This is a genomic window from Photobacterium sp. Ph5 (genome assembly GCF_022129445.1).
GTDB lineage: Bacteria > Pseudomonadota > Gammaproteobacteria > Enterobacterales > Vibrionaceae > Photobacterium.
The window spans coordinates 43,655-62,318 of record NZ_JADQAQ010000007.1 but is presented as its reverse complement, the minus strand read 5'-3'; the positions used below and the strand labels follow the sequence as shown (position 1 = coordinate 62,318).

Annotated in this window: 13 protein-coding genes; 3 read left to right on the top strand and 10 right to left on the bottom strand. The window is 39.9% G+C overall.

The window, feature by feature from the left end:
- Positions 1–5: 5 nt before the first annotated feature.
- The 5 genes from I3259_RS04555 to torC all read right to left on the bottom strand — a co-directional run bounded on the left by I3259_RS04555 (position 6) and on the right by torC (position 7,857).
- Positions 6–1,709 carry a nickel-dependent hydrogenase large subunit gene (locus I3259_RS04555; protein WP_238028533.1) on the bottom strand — a complete coding sequence of 568 codons (1,704 nt, stop codon included), beginning with the start codon at positions 1,707–1,709 and terminating at the stop codon, positions 6–8.
- A gap of 3 nt (positions 1,710–1,712) precedes the next feature.
- Positions 1,713–2,849 carry a hydrogenase small subunit gene (locus I3259_RS04550; protein WP_238028532.1) on the bottom strand — a complete coding sequence of 379 codons (1,137 nt, stop codon included), beginning with the start codon at positions 2,847–2,849 and terminating at the stop codon, positions 1,713–1,715.
- Between the two features lie 441 nt (positions 2,850–3,290).
- Complete coding sequence (gene torD / locus I3259_RS04545; RefSeq protein ID WP_238028531.1) at positions 3,291–3,938, bottom strand: molecular chaperone TorD; 648 nt, start codon at positions 3,936–3,938, stop codon at positions 3,291–3,293.
- 131 nt (positions 3,939–4,069) lie between these two features.
- A complete protein-coding gene (gene torA / locus I3259_RS04540) occupies positions 4,070–6,598 on the bottom strand; it encodes a trimethylamine-N-oxide reductase TorA (protein ID WP_238028530.1) in 2,529 nt (842 codons plus the stop codon).
- A gap of 92 nt (positions 6,599–6,690) precedes the next feature.
- The gene (gene torC / locus I3259_RS04535) at positions 6,691–7,857 is read right to left on the bottom strand and encodes a pentaheme c-type cytochrome TorC (protein WP_238028529.1); all 1,167 of its coding nucleotides are present in this window, start codon (positions 7,855–7,857) and stop codon (positions 6,691–6,693) included.
- Between the two features lie 201 nt (positions 7,858–8,058).
- On the opposite strand from torC, the gene torR reads away from it, so the two are divergent.
- Positions 8,059–8,772 carry a two-component system response regulator TorR gene (gene torR / locus I3259_RS04530; protein ID WP_005368225.1) on the top strand — a complete coding sequence of 238 codons (714 nt, stop codon included), beginning with the start codon at positions 8,059–8,061 and terminating at the stop codon, positions 8,770–8,772.
- A 572-nt stretch (positions 8,773–9,344) separates the two neighbouring features.
- Here torR and panP read toward each other — a convergent pair.
- The 3 genes from panP to I3259_RS04515 form a co-directional block, all read right to left on the bottom strand.
- Positions 9,345–11,012, bottom strand: coding sequence for a pyridoxal-dependent aspartate 1-decarboxylase PanP (gene panP, locus I3259_RS04525; RefSeq protein ID WP_238028528.1), 1,668 nt, complete (start codon positions 11,010–11,012; stop codon positions 9,345–9,347).
- 149 nt (positions 11,013–11,161) lie between these two features.
- Complete coding sequence (locus I3259_RS04520) at positions 11,162–12,133, bottom strand: DUF2860 domain-containing protein (protein ID WP_238028527.1); 972 nt, start codon at positions 12,131–12,133, stop codon at positions 11,162–11,164.
- A gap of 252 nt (positions 12,134–12,385) precedes the next feature.
- Entirely contained in the window at positions 12,386–12,898 is a 513-nt protein-coding gene (locus I3259_RS04515) for a hypothetical protein (RefSeq protein ID WP_238028526.1), read from the bottom strand.
- Between the two features lie 270 nt (positions 12,899–13,168).
- On the opposite strand from I3259_RS04515, the gene I3259_RS04510 reads away from it, so the two are divergent.
- Together I3259_RS04510 and I3259_RS04505 are read left to right on the top strand one after the other, a co-directional pair.
- Positions 13,169–13,258 carry a YnhF family membrane protein gene (locus I3259_RS04510; RefSeq protein WP_238028525.1) on the top strand — a complete coding sequence of 30 codons (90 nt, stop codon included), beginning with the start codon at positions 13,169–13,171 and terminating at the stop codon, positions 13,256–13,258.
- A gap of 131 nt (positions 13,259–13,389) precedes the next feature.
- Positions 13,390–14,640: a patatin-like phospholipase family protein gene (locus I3259_RS04505; RefSeq protein ID WP_238028524.1), complete on the top strand. Its 1,251-nt coding sequence runs from the start codon at positions 13,390–13,392 to the stop codon at positions 14,638–14,640.
- A gap of 45 nt (positions 14,641–14,685) precedes the next feature.
- Here the strand turns inward: I3259_RS04505 and I3259_RS04500 are convergent, their stop codons facing one another.
- Both I3259_RS04500 and I3259_RS04495 read right to left on the bottom strand, forming a co-directional pair.
- A complete protein-coding gene (locus I3259_RS04500; RefSeq protein ID WP_238028523.1) occupies positions 14,686–17,124 on the bottom strand; it encodes a VolA/Pla-1 family phospholipase in 2,439 nt (812 codons plus the stop codon).
- Positions 17,125–17,160: 36 nt separating this feature from the next.
- Positions 17,161–18,405, bottom strand: a complete 1,245-nt coding sequence (locus I3259_RS04495) for an outer membrane protein transport protein (protein ID WP_238028522.1) — start codon at positions 18,403–18,405, stop codon at positions 17,161–17,163.
- Positions 18,406–18,664 lie beyond the last annotated feature (259 nt).

The following is an 18,664-nucleotide window of genomic DNA, read 5'->3' as shown; positions in this document are numbered from 1 at the left end:
CTTCCTTACACTGCTTGTGCTGGAATACGGAATTCACTCAAAGATTGGCCTTTGTAATCCATCACGTGTACTGAACACGCCATGCATGGGTCAAATGAGTGGATCACACGAAGAACTTCAAGAGGCTTAGTTGGATCTTCTAACTTTAAGCCAACTAAAGAAGCTTCATAAGGTGCAATTTTGCCGTTGCCATCAATTGGGCTTGCGTTCCATGTGGTAGGAACAACCGCTTGATAGTTTTCAACTAAACCGTCTTTAATACGTAGCCAGTGACTTAATAAACCACGAGGTGCTTCAATCACACCTACACCTTTGTATTCTTTTTTAGGATCAATGGTTGGTTCAATGTACGTGGTTTGATCTGAATTTAGATTTTGAACCATAGATTCAAAGGTGGTTAAACCATTACGTGCAATGATCAAGGTATGAAGCATACGAGCAGCGGTACGGCCTAGCGTAGTAAATAGCGCACCAGCAGGCAATCCCGTTGTTTTTAAGAACTCATTCACAACAGGTACAACATATGGGTTACCTTTTGCGTAGTTCACCGCAATGGTTGCCAGTGGACCAACTTCAACAGGCTCACCATTATAACGTGGCGATTTAACCCAAGAATATTTACCCGCTTCATTAATGGTTGGACGCTTACCTTCAAGAGTGTCACGTTCAATAAACGGAGTATGTTCAGGGATAGTTGTACCATCGTAAGGGTGTTGTGGTTTATCCGCGTTGTACCATGAGTGAGTCACATCTTCAGCAATCAGGCTCAGATCAACATCTTCTGCCTTACTTAGATCTTTATTACGAATGACACCACTAGTGAACAGTTGATCTTCTTCGTTTAGCTGAATAGATTCGCTACACATGAAAGTGCTAACGTTACAGCCACCAAGTACACAAGGCTCTTTACCGAATGCAGAGGCTGCCATCAAAATATCCGCTTGGTAGGCACGCTCAATGAATTCAGCAACGTGAACAAACTTTTGCTTAAACTCTTGCAGGCGAGCAGGATCTAACATGTCACGTACACAAGTAACGCCACCAACAACAATAGATTGTGGGTGCGGGTTTTTGCCACCCCAAATGGCCATCATCTCAGCACCAACACGCTGAACTTCTAGTGCTTTAAGGTAGTGAGATAGACCAATAAGGTTCTGCTCTGGCGTGAAAGCGTAAGTTTTATTGCCCCAGTATGCGTTAGCAAACGGACCTAACTTACCAGTATTAACTAAGCCTTGTACTTTTTCTTGTACAGCGCGTAGTTCACCTTCACCAGCCGCCATCGGAGTTTTAGACCATTTCATGGCTTCTTGTGCAGCTTTTGCTGGATCGGCACCTAATGCAGAAACCACATCCACCCAGTCAAGGCCGTGTAGTAGGTAGAAATGAACAATATGGTCGTGCATTTCAAGAGACGTTAAGATCAAGCTACGAATGTATTTCGCGTTAATAGGCACTTGAGCATTGATAGCATTTTCAACCGCTAATGTGCCACATAAGTAGTGAGATGAAGTACATACACCACAAATACGCTGCATAAGTAGACCTACATCATAAGGCGTACGGCCTTTCATGATGATTTCTAAACCACGGAACAGAGTAGAGGAGGCATAAGCTTTTTCAATAACATTGTTAGCATCAAGTTCAACTTCGATACGTAAGTGGCCTTCGATACGCGTAATAGGATCGATTACGACACGCTTGCTCATGAATTATTCCTCGACTTTTTTTGCAAAAATACTACTAACAGCGTGAGCACCAATACCCACGGCGGTAACGCCTAATGTCACAGCACCAATGGTATCGGCGGTGGCATCTAAACCATGTAATGGTTGACGGCTTAATGGTTTCTCGAAGTATGCCATGTCATCCCAGAAGTCTGGTTCTGAACAACCAATACAACCGTGGCCGGCTAATACAGGCCAGCTAGTGTGCGCGTTGAAACGCTCAGTAGGGCAGTTGTTGTAAGTGTATGGACCTTTACAACCCATCTTAAATAAGCAGAAACCTTGCTTAGCGTTATCATCACCAAATTCAGTCACGAACTCGCCAGCATCAAAGTGACCACGGCGCTCACAGTTATCGTGAACACGTGCACCATATGCCCACTTTGGACGGTTGAACATATCAAGAGCAGGAAGGCGACCAAACATGATGTAGTACATTAATGTACCTGTGATGTTGGCAGGGTTTGGTGGACAACCTGCTACATTAATCACTGGGCGATCAATTACAGCACCGACACTTTTTGCTCCTGTAGGGTTAGGACGAGCAGCCTGTACACCACCAAATGATGAACAAGTGCCGACACAAATAACCGCTGCGGCATCATTAGCGACACGTTTGATTAGTGACATACCGGTTTCAGCTTTGCTACCAAGCGTAAGATAAATACCGTTATTAGCAGTAGGAACGGCACCTTCTGCTGCTAATAGGTATTTGCCTTTGTATGCTTTCATTGCATTTTCAAGGTTTTCTTCTGCTTGTTGACCAGCCGCAGCCATAAGCACTTCTTGGTATTCAAGTGAAACGTGCTCAAACAAAAGGGTACTAATATCAGGAGTTGTTGTACGTGTTAGTGATTCTGAACAACCAGTACATTCTGCAAGACTTAACCAAATAAGAGGCACACGATCGGAAAGCTCGGCAGCTTCGGCAACCATGGTGCTAAACGGTAAAGGTAAAGCCAGTAGGGATGTGATAGTGGCACTCCAAATCATGAAGTCACGACGTGTTATGCCATTTTGTTCTAATTTATCTTTGAATGATTCCTCACGAAGAGGTTTCATTGCTCGTAACTCTGCAAGACGTTTCTTGCCTAGTTCGAAAAGGGCTGCATGCGAGTCCATCTATCAACCTTGTTTATTATGAATACTTATACGCTAAGGGAATAGCGTGCAGATTTTAGGCTTGTAAAGATGAGATATGATTGATCTATATCAGATTTTTGATTTTTGTATGACAATATAAAAAATCAAAAATGAAGCTATGCATAAATAACTCATTGATATTGTTAATGAGAATGCTTTGTATTAAGCGTGTATGATTGTTTGTAGTTAAGTCATTGAAATTAAATTGATAAAAATTTAAAGACAATAATTTACTTTGATTGTAAATGCGGATGGTATGCTTGAATATGCAACATAAATTTCAAATAAAAAATGAATAATATCGAAGCGAAAGAAAGGAAAGCAGAGAATTAGAAATGTTTAGCTTTTTTATTATTGTTTTGAAGGAGATACAAAAAACCTCAGTCGAGACTGAGGTTTAATTATTAACATATTGCTTGATTATTCACCAGCAAGGAAAGCCGCATCAAGTTTACAGAATGCCAATAATAAATTAGCTGCTGCAGCGTAGAATCCAAATTGATCTCGGTTTTGGCACTCTTTCACAAATAGTGGTAGCCAGTTGAGCAGCATAGTGTTAACAAAAGAAAGCTGTGCTTGCATTAGCTCTTCGCGTTTTTCTTCAGTTTCTTGCTGATTACCCATGATGATCAGGTTACCCATAAAATCTAATTCAACCGCAAGGTGATCTGCAGGTTCATTAAATTCTTTACGCTGTGCAATCGCGTAATCATTCATTAGCACATTCATGTCTTGTGCTGGCTTATCGTTAAGTAAGCCTGATGTACCCACATACATAGACGCATACGGTAGGGCACCTGTTTTCGGTGTGCTTAGGAATAAACCACAGAAATCGGCAGCAAGCTCAAGCTGCTCATCAGGACGTGTATTTGATTGATTAATTACGTCGCGGAAAACTTCAACCGGTGCTTTTAATTCCTCTGTCATACCTAAGCCTGAAAGGAATGTGTACATTTCACCGCCATGGTATTCATGTAGATCCGCATCAGTGAGTTCGCGAGCGAAAAGTGATGACATCCACCAATAGATCTCTGCACGTTGTTCGTTGAAAGCAATAAATTCTTGCATTGTCACTCCAGACACATAAAACACATTCAAATATAACCGAAGGCATTATATTGGAATCTATTTTAAAAAGGTGAAATAAAGGCGATGAATTTTCGTTCATCGCCTTCTTTTAATCAACTAGCTAAGTAAAATTACTTATCCATAGCAGGGAACAGTGGGTCGATACCTTCTTCGTAGATAGGACCGTTAAAGCCTGTTACTGCAGGTACTGTACCTGTGTACTTCTCGATTTGAACTAGAGCAGCTGCTGCAGATGTTGCTTGCGCTAGGCTAGAAGTACCGATGTCTTCTGTTAGTACGTTTGGATCACCATAAGTACAGATAGTACCTACTTTACCGCCTTCTAATGGGCTGTACCATGCGCCTTCTTGTAGGCGACATACACCAGGTAGGTAATCATCAGTTACAACCGCACCAGCTAATACTTGACCACGATCGTTGTAAACACGAACGATATCACCAGATTTAATACCACGAGCCGCAGCATCTTCAGTGTTGATAAAGATTGGCTCACGCTCAGCAACTGCGTAAGTCGCACGGAAATCCGTTGACGAACATAGCTGTGAGTGTAGACGATCTTTCGGGTGCGTACTTTGCATGTTGATCGGGAAACGATCTGAACGAGGACCACCATGGCTACGTTCTGTTTTCTCGAACCACATTGGGTGACCTTGACAGTCTTTGTAACCCATATCTGCGATAGTCTTACAGTAGATCTCGATCATACCTGAAGACGTACCTAGTGGCTCAAGATCGGGTTCTTTACGGAATGATTCGTGGCGAACCCACTCTTTACCCGCAGGGAATTCGATGAAACCTTCACCTTCCCAGAACTTCTTGAAGTTAGGCATACGAACACCTAAACCACGGCCTTGCAGACGCGCACCGTTGTAGATCTCTTCAATGATTTCCATTTGCGTCTTACCGCCAGTGAACGCTTCTTCGCGGTCAAAGCGAGAACATAGTTCACGGAAAATCTCAAAGTCATCTTTAGACTGGTACATTGGTTCAACAATCTTACGTAGGGCAATAATACCTGCGTTAGAGTGGTTACCGTACTGCTCGATATCGTTACGCTCGTAAGTTGTTGTTGCAGGTAATACGATATCTGCAAAACGACATGTTGCTGTCCACTGGTGATCAATCGATACAACCGTTTCTAACTTAGTCCAAGCCTTGATCATCTTGTTACGATCTTGGTGGTGACCAAATGGGTTGTTACCACTGAAGATCGCCATCTTCATAACAGGGTACTTAATCTTCTGACCATTGTAGTTAATGGTCTTGCCTGGATTGTCGATACAATCAACAAAGCGAGCAACTGGAATGAAAGTAGAGTAACCGTCGTATGAACCGTTATGAATTGGAGCAACACCTGTCACACCACTAAAGCCTGACATGAGTGGACCATTAGAGGTGATTGAGCCTGCATCATTGTAGTGCCAGCCGAAACCGAAGCCACCACCAGGTAGGCCGATTTGACCTAGCATTGCTGCAAGTACCACTAGCATCCACGCGTACTGTTCGCCGTGCTGCATACGTTGTAGACACCAGCCACCAATGATTTGCGTACGGCCGCTTGCCATTGTGCGCGCAAGAGCACGGATATCATCAGCTTTGATACCACAGATCTTTTCAGCCCACTCAGGGTTCTTAACAACACCGTCAGTCTTACCAAGAACGTAAGGCATGAACTTATCAAGACCTGTTGTGTAATCAGCAATGAAGTCTTTGTTGTATAAGTTTTCAGTGTATAGCGTATGTGCAAGCGCAAGCATTAATGGAACGTCAGTCTGTGGGTTAACACGGATCTGTTCGCCACCAACTGCTTTTTGCGTGCTAGAAACCACTGGATCGACGTAGATCACTTTGATTTCTTTGTTTTTCACTTTCTCTGCAAGTTGCTCATAGTACTGGTATGGGCTGTGGTCTGGTACTAACCAACCCACTTGCAGGTTTTTAATTGGGTCAGATGCCCAAATAACAATAGTGTCAGTGTGCTCAAGCACGAGCGGCCATGATGTTTGTTGCTCGTAAACTTCCATTGCACCAGCAACGTAAGGAAGAATTACCTGAGCGGCACCTGTTGAGTAGTCACCCATCTTACCTAGGGTAGTACCGTGAAGGCCAACACCACGCTTCATCATGGTACCTGCGTTATGCAGTTTACCCACTGATTGCCAACCTGTATGGCCTGCGTATAGTGCGCTTGGACCAAAGTTGTTTTGTACACGTTCCATCTCATGGTACATGAAGTCTAACGCTTGAGACCATGGCACACGTACAAAGCGGTTATTACCACGTTGGGTTGTATCTGACTTATAGCCTTGCTTTAGCCAATCAATACGTACCATTGGGTATTTAACACGTGCAGGGTTGTAAACCACTTCACGTACCGCTTGGATCATATCAGTTGGGTTTTTGTCCTTTTCAAATGGTGTTGTTTCAGTCCAAACACCGTCAACAACTTTAGCGCGGAATGCACCCCAGTGTGAGCCTGATAGAACTTCACCAGAGAACGCAGCTTTTGCTTCTTCAGCAGCCATTGCTTTACGAGGAGCAAGAAGGCTAGTACCTACAACAGATGCAGCACTTGCCATTGCAAGACCAGATAGGAAGCGGCGGCGTGAGATGCCAGTTTTATTAGTTTGAGTCGCCATATGTTGGAGAATCCTTAAACTTTAATTTTTATCGATGGGGCGGGGATTGTGATATCACCCGCCTATCATTTATTTGTTATTAGGCTGCAGGATTAGTGCGCGCCTGCACCGCCTGTATCGCTACCGTGGTTCTGAAGGTATTTCAATAGCGTACGTTCTTCTGTCTTAGACAGACGGTAGTAAGAGCTCATGGCTTTCAGACTTGCGATCCAGCCATTTGCAGTAAAATGGCCTGGTGCTGGCGCCGCGTGACAAGCGTTACATGTAGAGCCGTACATTTCTTCTGCATAGTTCCAGATAGGCTGGATGCTATCGATCATGTCAGCTTTAGTAATCCATGCTTGTACTGTTACGTTCTGCCATACGATGTCAGTTGCTGGATCAGTTTCTTCCTTAACAATCTTCTCGTTAGCTTTAATATCACCACGGATAGTCGCTTTGAATACGCGCTTACCCATGTATTCTGTCATAACACGGCCTTTACCAGATTTCTCTAACCAGCCATTTACTTCAACTTTCAGCATGTCGCCTTTACGTTCAAGTACAGTTACTTCAGATGCAGGTAGTAGTTTACCTTCTGACTTACCGTTAGCGTCGTCAGTTGCGAACAGATCTTTTTCACCTAGAGAGTAAAGTTTGTCTGCAGTAGCACCTTGAGATGTCGCTTCAGCTTGAAGGTTTTGGTAATCCTTCTGGAAACCACCAGCCATGTTTGGTAGTTCGTGTGCAATACCTTTGTGACACTCGATACAGTTCATGTCTTTAGCCGCAGCTTCGGTCATTGCAGCTGCAGCTTCAGGTGACTGTTTAGCGTGATCCATAGCAGAGTAGTCGTGACAGCTTTTACATGTTTTCGAGTTTTGGCTTGCCATACGCTTCCAAACCATCTGAGCGAGCTCTAAGCGGTGCTCTTCAAATTTCTCTGGCGTATCAATTTTCTTAGTGATGTATTGGTTGTATACATCTTTCCATGCACCAAGCTTACGTTGAATAGCACCTGGAAGATCTTTAGGTTGGTGACAGTCAACACATTCAGCACGTACACCAGAAGCATTTTTAAAGTGTACAGATTGCTTATATTCTTCATAGTTTTGCTGCATGGTGTGGCAGCCTACACAGAATTCAGTTTGAGAGGCGTGTTCAAATCCCTTATGCACAGCAAAAATGCCCGCAAGGGTGATACCAATACCAACTAGAACAAGAGCAAGAATTGAGTACTTGCTGCTTGGCTTAGTCAACATTTGCCAAAGTTTTTTCATGTTGAATGATTCCATTTAAGAATGAATGCCCGCCGTAAGCTACGGTGACGTTATAAATTTTATGGGGTAATCTTATGTCCACGATGTGAATAAGGTTAACGGTACGAATGAATAGCAAACTCATGTTTATGACAAATTGTGAATAACAACGGTTTGTGCTAACGTTTCGTAAGAACACCTAAAAAACTAAAAGAGACAAACATGACTCATCACGTACTTGTTGTGGAAGATGAAATTGTTACCCGTACTAAACTGGTAGGGTATTTCGAGAACGAAGGATATAAGGTTAGCCAAGCGGATAGTGGCGCACAGATGCGAGAGATCATGGCGACCGAAAAAATTGACCTCGTCATGCTTGATATTAACCTTCCAGGTGAAGACGGTTTGATGCTTACACGTGAGCTTCGTAGCCGCTCTGAAGTGGGGATTATTTTGGTCACAGGACGTACTGATAGTATCGATCGTATTGTGGGTTTAGAGATGGGTGCAGATGACTATGTCACTAAACCTTTTGAACTTCGCGAGCTGCTTGTTAGAGTGAAAAACTTGTTATGGCGCATGACCTTAGTGGAAAAAGCACGTGACGAGACAATGGTCGAAATGCAGGAAGATAACATCATTCGTTTTGGCGAATGGCAGTTCGATATAAACAAACGTGCACTGACTCATAATGGCTTACCAGTGAAGTTAACTAAAGCTGAATATGAGCTATTAGTTGCCTTTTCTTCACACCCAAATGTAGTGCTTAGTCGTGAACGTATTTTGAATATGTTAAGCCATAGAGTTGAAGCACCAAATGATAGAACGATTGATGTTTTAATCCGTCGTATGCGTTCTAAAATGGAACTCGATCCAAAGAATCCACAGATTTTTGTTACCGTTCATGGTGAAGGATATATGTTTGCTGGTGATTAATTTTCACCTGAAATATATTTCAGTAGCATCAAAAAATATTTATTGATGCGAAACATTTTGAAATAAAAAGGCCATATCATTTTGTGATATGGCCTTTTTTCTAGAACAAAATGCGCGAATTTCTTGATGTAAATCAACCAATAAAGAGATTATTTTTTGGTTGTTTTTTGAACAAAAACATCGATTGATAATTATTATCAAATTGCTGGCTGTTTTGAAACATCGGATTAACATTGTTAGTACCAATAAAAATCAATTTAAAGATCATGTCGTTAACAATCCAAAAAAATAATGTCAAAATATGAAAAAGATAAATTATTGAACAGCGCTCAAAAACGGGTAGTGAATACTTATCTTGGAAATAAGAAACACTATGCGAGTAATAGAAGTAGATATTTGACTGATTATTGATGCTATTCATACTACAATAATGCACTGTTAATAGTTGATTTGCAGATTATTCATAAGGTAGACATAGAATTTTGGGATTGTTAATGGTTACAAAATGTAAAAAGCCCAGCAAAACTGGGCGTAAACGCCAAATAATCAAAAAAAAGATATAGATAAACGGTCTATTTATATCGTTTTTCATCTCTTTTTCGCATTATTTGTGCGGTTAATTTTTCTATTTCTGGCAAGCTTATCGTACTTTCTTTTGCTAATTCACGTTGTTCACATAGAACATCACGTAAGATAGTTTCTGTCGTTAATGGGTTGGCTAATACAACACGGAATACTGTTGTGATCTTATGCTGCCATTTTTCTGGTGTAATACGGGTACGAGATACAAATGACTTACCTGATTCACGCTGTCTTTTTTGGATGAATTTCGTTAAATCATTCAATAATTCTAATAACGTTTCACGTTCATCATTTGTAGCAATTAATAAAGCTTGCTGCGTTGCTGCAGGAACGTAGCGATAGGTCAGTAAACAAAGCTCTGGTTCTGTGACTAGTTCAAAATCATCTTGCTGCTTTATTAAATTTGCAAAATATTGTGCATTCTCAATACTATTATTGATCAGTAACTCGTACCCAGGACGGCTAATAATATTCATACTGGCATAAAGCAACATTGCCATACCACTTCGTGAACCCTCTAAGGTGTGACTACCTAAATCTTTCGATCCTTTTCGTAAAATATATTCGGCATGGTGCTCAATCGCAGACATCAACTCTGGATTTTTAAAAATAACCATACCTGCACCCATCGGTATATAGAGCTGTTTATGGGCATCAATCGTAATAGAATCTGCACGTTCGATTCCCTTAAGTAAAGGGCGGTATTTATTCGACATTAATGTAGCGCCACCCCAAGCAGCATCAACATGAAAATGGCAATCATGAGCGTCAGCAATATCAGCAAGTTGATCTAAGGGATCAATGTTGCCTGTTTCTGTTGTGCCAGCAATACCAATGATGGCAAAAGGTTTGATATTACGTTTTTTTAGTTCAACGAGGGTGGTTTGTAAGTGATCGAGATCAATACGGTTATCGTCATCCGTTTTGATTGAAATTAGGCTATCACGACCAATGCCTAATACATCAGCAGATTTTTTTAATGAATAATGACCACGCTCAGAGACTAAGATGGCTAAGTCATCATAGCCATAATGTCTCATTGCTCGAAATAATCCTTCTTGGGCAATGCCTTTAAAATCCCCGTCAGGTTTTAAGACTGTATTCCTTGCTACCCATAAAGCGGTGATATTGGCAATGGTGCCGCCTGAACAAAAAGCGCCTAAAGAATGGTCAGCACTGTGCATCCATTGTTGGTAGAAACTTTCGTTTTCATTAAAGATGAGCTTATGAAGCATACCCAATACTTGACGTTCAAGTGGGGTGAAGGCTTTAGAAGTTTCAATTTTGACGAGATTTTGATTTAGCGCGATCATGATTTTAGAAAGTGGCATCATGAAATAAGGTAGGGCAGAAGTCATGTGTCCAATAAAACTGGGCGCCGAGGTATGAACTGATTGGGATACTAATTTATTTAATAGAAATTGGGTGTGCTCTGAGACAAAGCTTGGTGTTTCAGGAATTGCAGGATCGGAGAAGTCTTTTTCTATTTCGATAAGAGGCTTTTCAGTCGCAGCGATGTGTGTGCGTAGAAACTCATTTAAGTTTTCTGATAGCTCTTTTTCTATCATGCCCAGTGTTGAATCTGGGGCTTCCGGTACTGTAAAGATTCGATGCAGAGATTCTTGTGATGCATCGGCAGTGCGATTATTAACAGCCATAATACTCAGTAACGTTTTTTTAACTTTGATAAAGTGCTGTTAATCTAATAGAAAAGTAGGGCCATGTCTCGTAAAATTTATAGCTCTGTATCATAACAGAGCCATAATTTTCATCGTTCAGACATAAGTACTTATTGTCTTGATTGTTGTTAGAAGCGGTAGTTCATCCCTAAACTAACAAGCATAGTATCAGCATCGTAGAAGTTGATATTAGATTGTGTGGTGTTATAACCAACTAGAGATACAACGCCCCAATTTTTCCAACCAAATGGCTGTTTATATTCATAAGCAAGGAAAGCACCTAAACGGTCATCTTTTTGTTTTTTATTAAAAACAGGGTTTTCCGTATCAAATAAAGCTTTTTTATAGCTCAAAGTAAAAGCTAAGCTTGAACGCTGGAAGATTTGAATAAAAGTTGCTGAGCCACCAAAAATATCGGCAGACATTGCTTTACCGTCAGCGTCAATAGCACTGTAGTTTAATGCGGTACGGATCATTTGTGTTCGGCTCAGAGGAAGTAGGTGGCTTCCTTCTACAAAAAAGAGTTTTGCATTTCTATCTAGTAGGTTTTGATCGGTAGCTAAGCCTTCTCCACTTTTTTCTTGATCTACTTCATAGCGACCATATGCAGTATCTAACGAGTACATAGAGCCAGCAATATTGTCCCACTGAGCACGTACCGCTTTTACATTACTTCCTGTTTTAGCACGTGGTTTCCCTGTTAAATAGGGGTTTTGCCATGTTTTTAATTCTAATAATCCAGGAATGTAACTTAATGAAACAGTGCCGTTTTCTTCAAGTTTTTGGCGAAAGCCAAGTTCGGTATGGAAACGCCCTAAAGCGACATCAGAACGATCAGTACCAAAAAATAATTGCTGTTTAGCATTGCTGAAAGTATATGACAGGGTACCAAGTGGTGCGATAAGAGTGTGCTCTTGCTCATCACCAGATGAATTCAAATTGGAGGTGGTGGCATTATTAGAATCAAACTGTGAATTTGTTTGAGTGTATGCGGCCATAAGTGAGATATCACCGCTAATACCTGGTGTCCAATCCACAGGTTTTGCTACGGTATTGAAACTTGCAACTGCAATAACTAAACCAAGATAGATTGGTTTCATTTTAAACATCCTTTTCATCCAATATTCCTTACTCTAATGGTGGGATATATAAGGAATAAAAATAAAGTGTAAAGATAACTTAATTTTATATTAGCAATAGATATTATTGAATGAAAATATGATTTTTTTGTTGTGTTTTGATAATTAATTAATTAATTTATTTATTGAGGTAACTTGAATGAATTTAAAAATAACGATACCGAAAATTGCTCTTATTTTATGTAAAGGAAAATAAGAGCAATATATGGATGATTATTTACATGTAGTGGCAGCTAATTTCTGCATTTTTTCATTATAAATATGTAAAGGCTGTTTAATATCTGCAGGATGCGTTAATAAGTCTGCAAATGCACTGCGTAATTCATAATTTTGGGTATGTGGTGTAGACTGACGATCGTCAAAGGCTTTTTTTGCTGTTTTTCCGAGTGATGTTGATTGTGAAGCAAGTGTTTTAACATCGTCTTGGGAAAGTTTGAGCCATGATTCGACAGGACTATCTAAATTTAAATGAGTTGAATCATTCGCTAAGTACCAATCGAAAGCTTCACGGTTTAATTCAAAATGATTCATGCGTCCTTGTAAAAACCAAGCACTGACTTCTTGTAAATCGGGATGTTTCTGAACTGTCATCTCAACAAGGTTTTTATACCATTCGAGTGACGCGTCTATATATTGATGGTATTTATTACTTTCGCATTGTTGTACAGATGCAAAAGCAGATGCAGGTGCTAAAGCCAAAATAAGCAGTGTTGTCGCAAGTTTCATTTGACGTCCTTGTTAATACTTGTAGAAAGCAAAGTGTAACGATTTCAATGGCGTTCTAACACAAGAAAATAATGCGTTTACTTCTACTATGTCATCAAACGATAATCCGTGATGTTAGTAGCAAATTTAATGCAATAGATACAGTATTGATATTATTGTGATAATTATCTTAATTCCATACAATTTAATTGATAACAACGCTGTAACATAACTATACTCAAGTTAACAAAATGTTACATATGGAATGTTAGGGATTTAAAGGGGCGACGTATGGATAGTAATTTGAAATTTGCTGTAGTTACAGTGACACTGACGCTAACGACAATCTTTAGTTATGCAGTTATAGCCTTAACAGCGTAATATGATGATGACAAGTTAAAGAGATAAAATAGGGCTTTGATCTCTTTAACTTGTTTCTGTTACAAGTCATTCCAACTCTTCAGTTAAATGCGTATATTACGTCAGAGTGTTTTCTTACCTTTGGGGGAGAAATGAATTATCTGCCGTTTAGTTTAAGTGCCTTTGATGAAGAATCGATATCTCATTTTTCATCACAGCTTTTTGCTGCACATAATAAGAAAATAGCATTAGTTGTTCAGGGCGGTGGACAGCGAGGTATTTTTTCTGCAGGTGTATTAGACAGTTTTTTAGACCACGAATTTGATCCTTTCGCTCTATATATAGGCACTTCTGCAGGTGCTCTCAATTTGTCTTCATTTATTAGTCGTCAACCACGTTTCGGCTATCATTTTATTCAAAACTACACGACAACAGATAAATTTTTTAGCTTATATAAGTACTTAAGTAAACAACAGCCCATGAATCTTGATTGGGCGCTGCAAGTTGTTTCTCCCTCTGGTGAATTACCCCTTGATTTCATTACGGCAAATAAAACGCTCCAACATCGGCAGGCATTTGCTTGTGCAACACGTAAAGACACCCTAAAAGACATTTATATGCCGATGTACCAAGATGATTGGTATGAAGTTTTACGCGCGAGTTGTGCTATTCCCGTTTTATACAATTTACCTGTTAATATGAATGAGTTGGAATGGGTTGATGGTGGTGTGAGCGCTGCGATACCGGCTAAAGAAGCATGGCGTCGAGGGGCTGATCTGGTTATTGTTATTCGAACTGAACCTCTTGATCATGACAATCATGATGATAAGGGGATCTTTGACGATTGGCGTGAAAGTGTTGAAACCTACTTACCATATTACATTAATAAGCTTAGCCTTAACGAATCAGTAGATAGAATTAAAACGGTTCATCATGAATTAAGTCATCGTTTTGAACAGTGGCGAGAGCAATATCGTACCGATAGTATTCATATTAAAAATAAAACCGATATACAAAACGAACTCTCATATTTAGATAGTAAAAGTGAAGAGCCATTGAAACAGCCTGTTTTTGGTAATAAGAGTTGGCTATCACATATTAATATTGAGCGTTTATTAAAGCTTGCAGGACAGAGTAATAATATCGACGTAATCGAAATGTTGGCTCAATATTATAAAACCTACCAAGATGTGAATGATTTTTTAGTTAACCCACCGGAAGGGTTGCAAGTTATCCAAATAGCACCTGAAAAGTCATTAAATAGTCGAGCACTATTGAGTAGCCAAGATGATTTAGAAATGGATTATCGAGAAGGGAAAATAATTGGGCGTAAATTTCTAGGTTACTTTGCAGATATTTTAAATGAGAAAAGCAGTTTAATGCAGCATATGCGAGATGAGTAAACCGAGTAAGAATTGCTTACTCGGTTGTTGTCTCTTTGTTAGCTATTAATCATTAAATGAAGTAATAACACTATCATCATTAATTGTAAGCGATGTTCCATTACTATTAATAAATGAGGCGATAACACTCTGCATTTCATTTGTCACAGCAATACTTTTTTCTGTAGCAGGCAGTGATAGCTTGAGTGGGTTCAGAGGTGTAAGCACTGAACTATGATATCCCCCTTCAAATCTAACCGCTGTTTTCAGAGGTGACTCTGTTACAGATTTAATCGTTTGACTTAATTGCAGTGGTTTTAGTAATGGCGAAGTTCCTGTAAATGGCGAATAAATTTTATTCGTACCTTGTGCTGATTTATTTGGAATCACCATATCATTCTTCATCTCTTCTAATAAAACTGCGGTTGTTTTTGGAATAAATGAAGCGTGATTTATTGGATCTGCTGGATCCATAACGGTTTGAGCGGCATAGGCAAACTTATTAAAATTATCATTTAAAGTATCGAGTGTTATTTGGGCTAATGAATTCCCTGAATCTTTACTTGCATTTAGCTGTGCAACATAGTGTTTATAACACAATGCAAGGTTTGTGTTACCACATTGTTTAGAGAATGATGGGCTAGTCGCGTCAACGATTCCACCTTTAATGAGATCACTAAAACTTGGTGAGTTTAGTAGTAAGTATGGTATTTCAGCACCTGGATTTGCTAGTGCAACGGTATCAATATTAAATAACGTTTTATTATACTGGTCATTAAATATTGTTCTGTTCGCGATGTCTGCTACATCAACGCCGGTAATAGCACCAAGAGAGTGACCAGCAAAACTTACTACATTATTATTATTAAGTGATAATGCTGATAGTTGTTCCCCTAGTTCACTAGGATCAGAGTCTGTTAATACTTTGCCTATGATTGCACGCAAGTTAACAACATCAATAACACTTTGACGTAAATTATCTCTAGCTACGGCAAGATCAATAAAGTTTAGAAACATTTTTGGATCTTCTGAAGCGTTCTTACCGCCTATACCTCGAGTACCATGAAGAGGCAAATCAATAGCAAAAATAGCTCGGCATTGATTACCAATAATTTTGTCAGGTAAGCTTGGATTCGAATAAACAAATTGCTCTTTATTTGATGTTACACCATGTTGGAATATCGTCACGCTGTAACCTGACTGCTTACATTTTTCTTGGTTTTCTTTGTCCAACTTCGGCATGATTAAATTATATTGTACTGCCGCAACTGACTGTAGTTGCGGAACAGGACTATAACGAGTGATTAATCTTTCTGGATCGAGTTGCTTACCATTAGCTAGCGTTAACTTTTGACCTTTCAGTGCTGTGAGTACTTTAATTTGTGTCGCTTTATCTGTTGCTACTCTTGCAAGATCTATGTCAGAGATATGTAGATCTGAAAGTTGAGAAGCAATGGCGCGTTTATCAGCATCACTGCCGTTAGTAAGAACATATTTAATTTTAGCAAGGCTTGGCATATCACTTTTCCAAGGGCTTACTAAATATTTCTCTGGTGCGTTAGGTGAAGAAGAGATTTTGCTACTATCTGTAGATAAGTAGTAAGGAAGGAAAACGGTTCCTGTGTAAATTTCATTTCCTGCAGGTGTCGTTGTTCCGTATACACCACCAAGTTGTGGGCGTGTTAATTTATATAGATTTTCTTCGTTTGCTATGTTGTCACTAGCAATCACAGGCTCATCTGTTTCAATTTGTTTTGAAATTGTCTGTAAAGTTGCCATTTTTGCAGCATACAATACATCGCCTACAGATAATGTAGTAAACCATGAAGAGAAAATGATATCCCGTTTTGCAACGATATTATGGAATGCTTCTTCTGTTGCATGAGTGATCTTTTGGGCTGGAATTAATGCCGCAGTTGGTGGCGTACTATCAGCTTTTAATAAAGCGTAAGAGTTGCTCATACCTACCGTTTCACCATTCATATCTTTTAGATCATCGGTAACAGCGAACATGTAGTTACTTGATGGTTCCAGTGGCTTAAATAACATAACGATTAAGCTATTGCCCGAAACCGTCACCATGAAATCACCGTTTTGCTGAGATAAGAGTGTTGGCTCCGTGGTATCGTCAGGATTGGTTGGATCGCCTGATTTGATTAAGTAAAAGCTATTTGCAGCTGTCGTAGGATCAAGCGCCTTACCTTTAAAATTAATCGTAATAGGTTGGGTTGTGCTCCAACCATCGGTTTGTCCCATTGCGATTTCAGGTGCGGTTGCACCTTCACGAGTAGCTAGTGTGCCATCTTGTACATCCATGCCCAAGTAGCTAGGGATAACAATCTTTTTGTTTGCAGACAGTAGATCGAAGTCGACCTTGGTTTCCGCTTTTAAGCTGTTGGCAATATCAGGATCAACGGTTGGTTTCACCGTTGTTTGACTACCGCCACCACAACCGACAACGCTTAATGCTGATGCAATAATTAAGGTAATTGATTTAAATTTCATGCTATATATTCCAAATAATGAATAACTTATAACGCATTAAAAGCGGTAGTTGATCTGTGCTGCTGCAAGGTAGGCTTTACCACGAGAAGTAAAGGTACTGCCATCTTCAACGAAGGTTGCTTTCTTACTGTGAATGTATGAAAGACCCATATCGACAGAAAGATCTGGGTTGAAGTGGTAAGTAGCACCTGCTGAGTACCAGTAGCGATCAGTATCTGGAATACTTAATGTTGCTTGACCTGCATTTTGGTCAAGGGCGAAACCGTAACGTAGTGTCCATTCATCATTCATTGTGTAAGTTGTACCGACAGCCCAACGGTAAGTATTTTTATAGTGTTCTTTTTTTAGCAGGCATGTGCCAGCTTGGGCGTTATAACCGGGTTTACATTGTTCGCTGGTGGCACGAATTTCTTTGAACTTACTGTATTGCGTCCATTGTAAGCTATAGCTGATAGCCCATTGTGAATCTAATTGGTGGAAGCCAGAAAACTCTGCAATAGCGGGTAGTGGTAACGAAAGGTTAGCAGAAACAGTGTTATGTGGTTTACCCGTGATTGGACCTAAGTAATCAGTAAAGTCGCCATCGAAATTAAGATCTACTTGTGAACGGTAACTTAAACCAAAGCGATTACTCTGATCTAATTCGTATAATGCGCCAATATTCCAACCCCAGCCCCAACTTGTACCTTTTAAGTTGATTGCATTGTCACTTGGCTGGCTATTGGGAACTGCTAGTGAAAGGGCACCTAATCGACGATCAAATTCAGCATTAGCGTAAACAAGGCTTACACCTGCACCTAAGCTAAGATGTTTGTTTACACGGTAAGCGATATTTGGATTAAAGTTGATGGTTTCAAGAGAGGTTTTACCAGCCAATGAACCTGCATTGAAGTCGTTAGGGTATTTAGTTGTTACACCGTAATTACTGAAAAGTCCAAGACCAACTGCTACTTTGTCGTTAATCGGTTGAACATAGTAACTTGCAGGTATAAAGCTAACAGGGGCGATGTTTGTCGCACCTTGACCAAAACTGTGATCATAAATATCAACCGAAGGTTTAATAACGCTGATAACGCCAGAGACTTCTGCTTTTTTAAAAAGTGTCATTGCAGCAGGGTTTCTTGCAATCACAGCTGCTGTGTCTGCAACCGCCGCATCACCGGCATAAGCTCGACCTAAACCTGCTGCTGAATGTTCTGATACTTGATAGCCAGCAGCATAGCTTTGGCTTGAAATGGCTGCACCAATAACACATGCAATATAACGTTTTTTAATGGACATTCACTGCCTCTCTTTTTATTAGCTTCTTGCTCAACCAAAGGTATGACGAATGGCGGCATTATTTTTAGAGAGAGAAGTATATGTATACCCAATGGGAATACTAAGTAAATTTGACAATTGTCACATAAATAGCGTTTGTTTGGTTGTGTTTTATTCTTTGAGTTGATTTTTTAAACAAATAAAATGAGCGTAAAATTAAAGTATTTGCTCTAATATCAGTCGTATAAAATATAAATTGTCTGAAAATTACTCAAAGGCA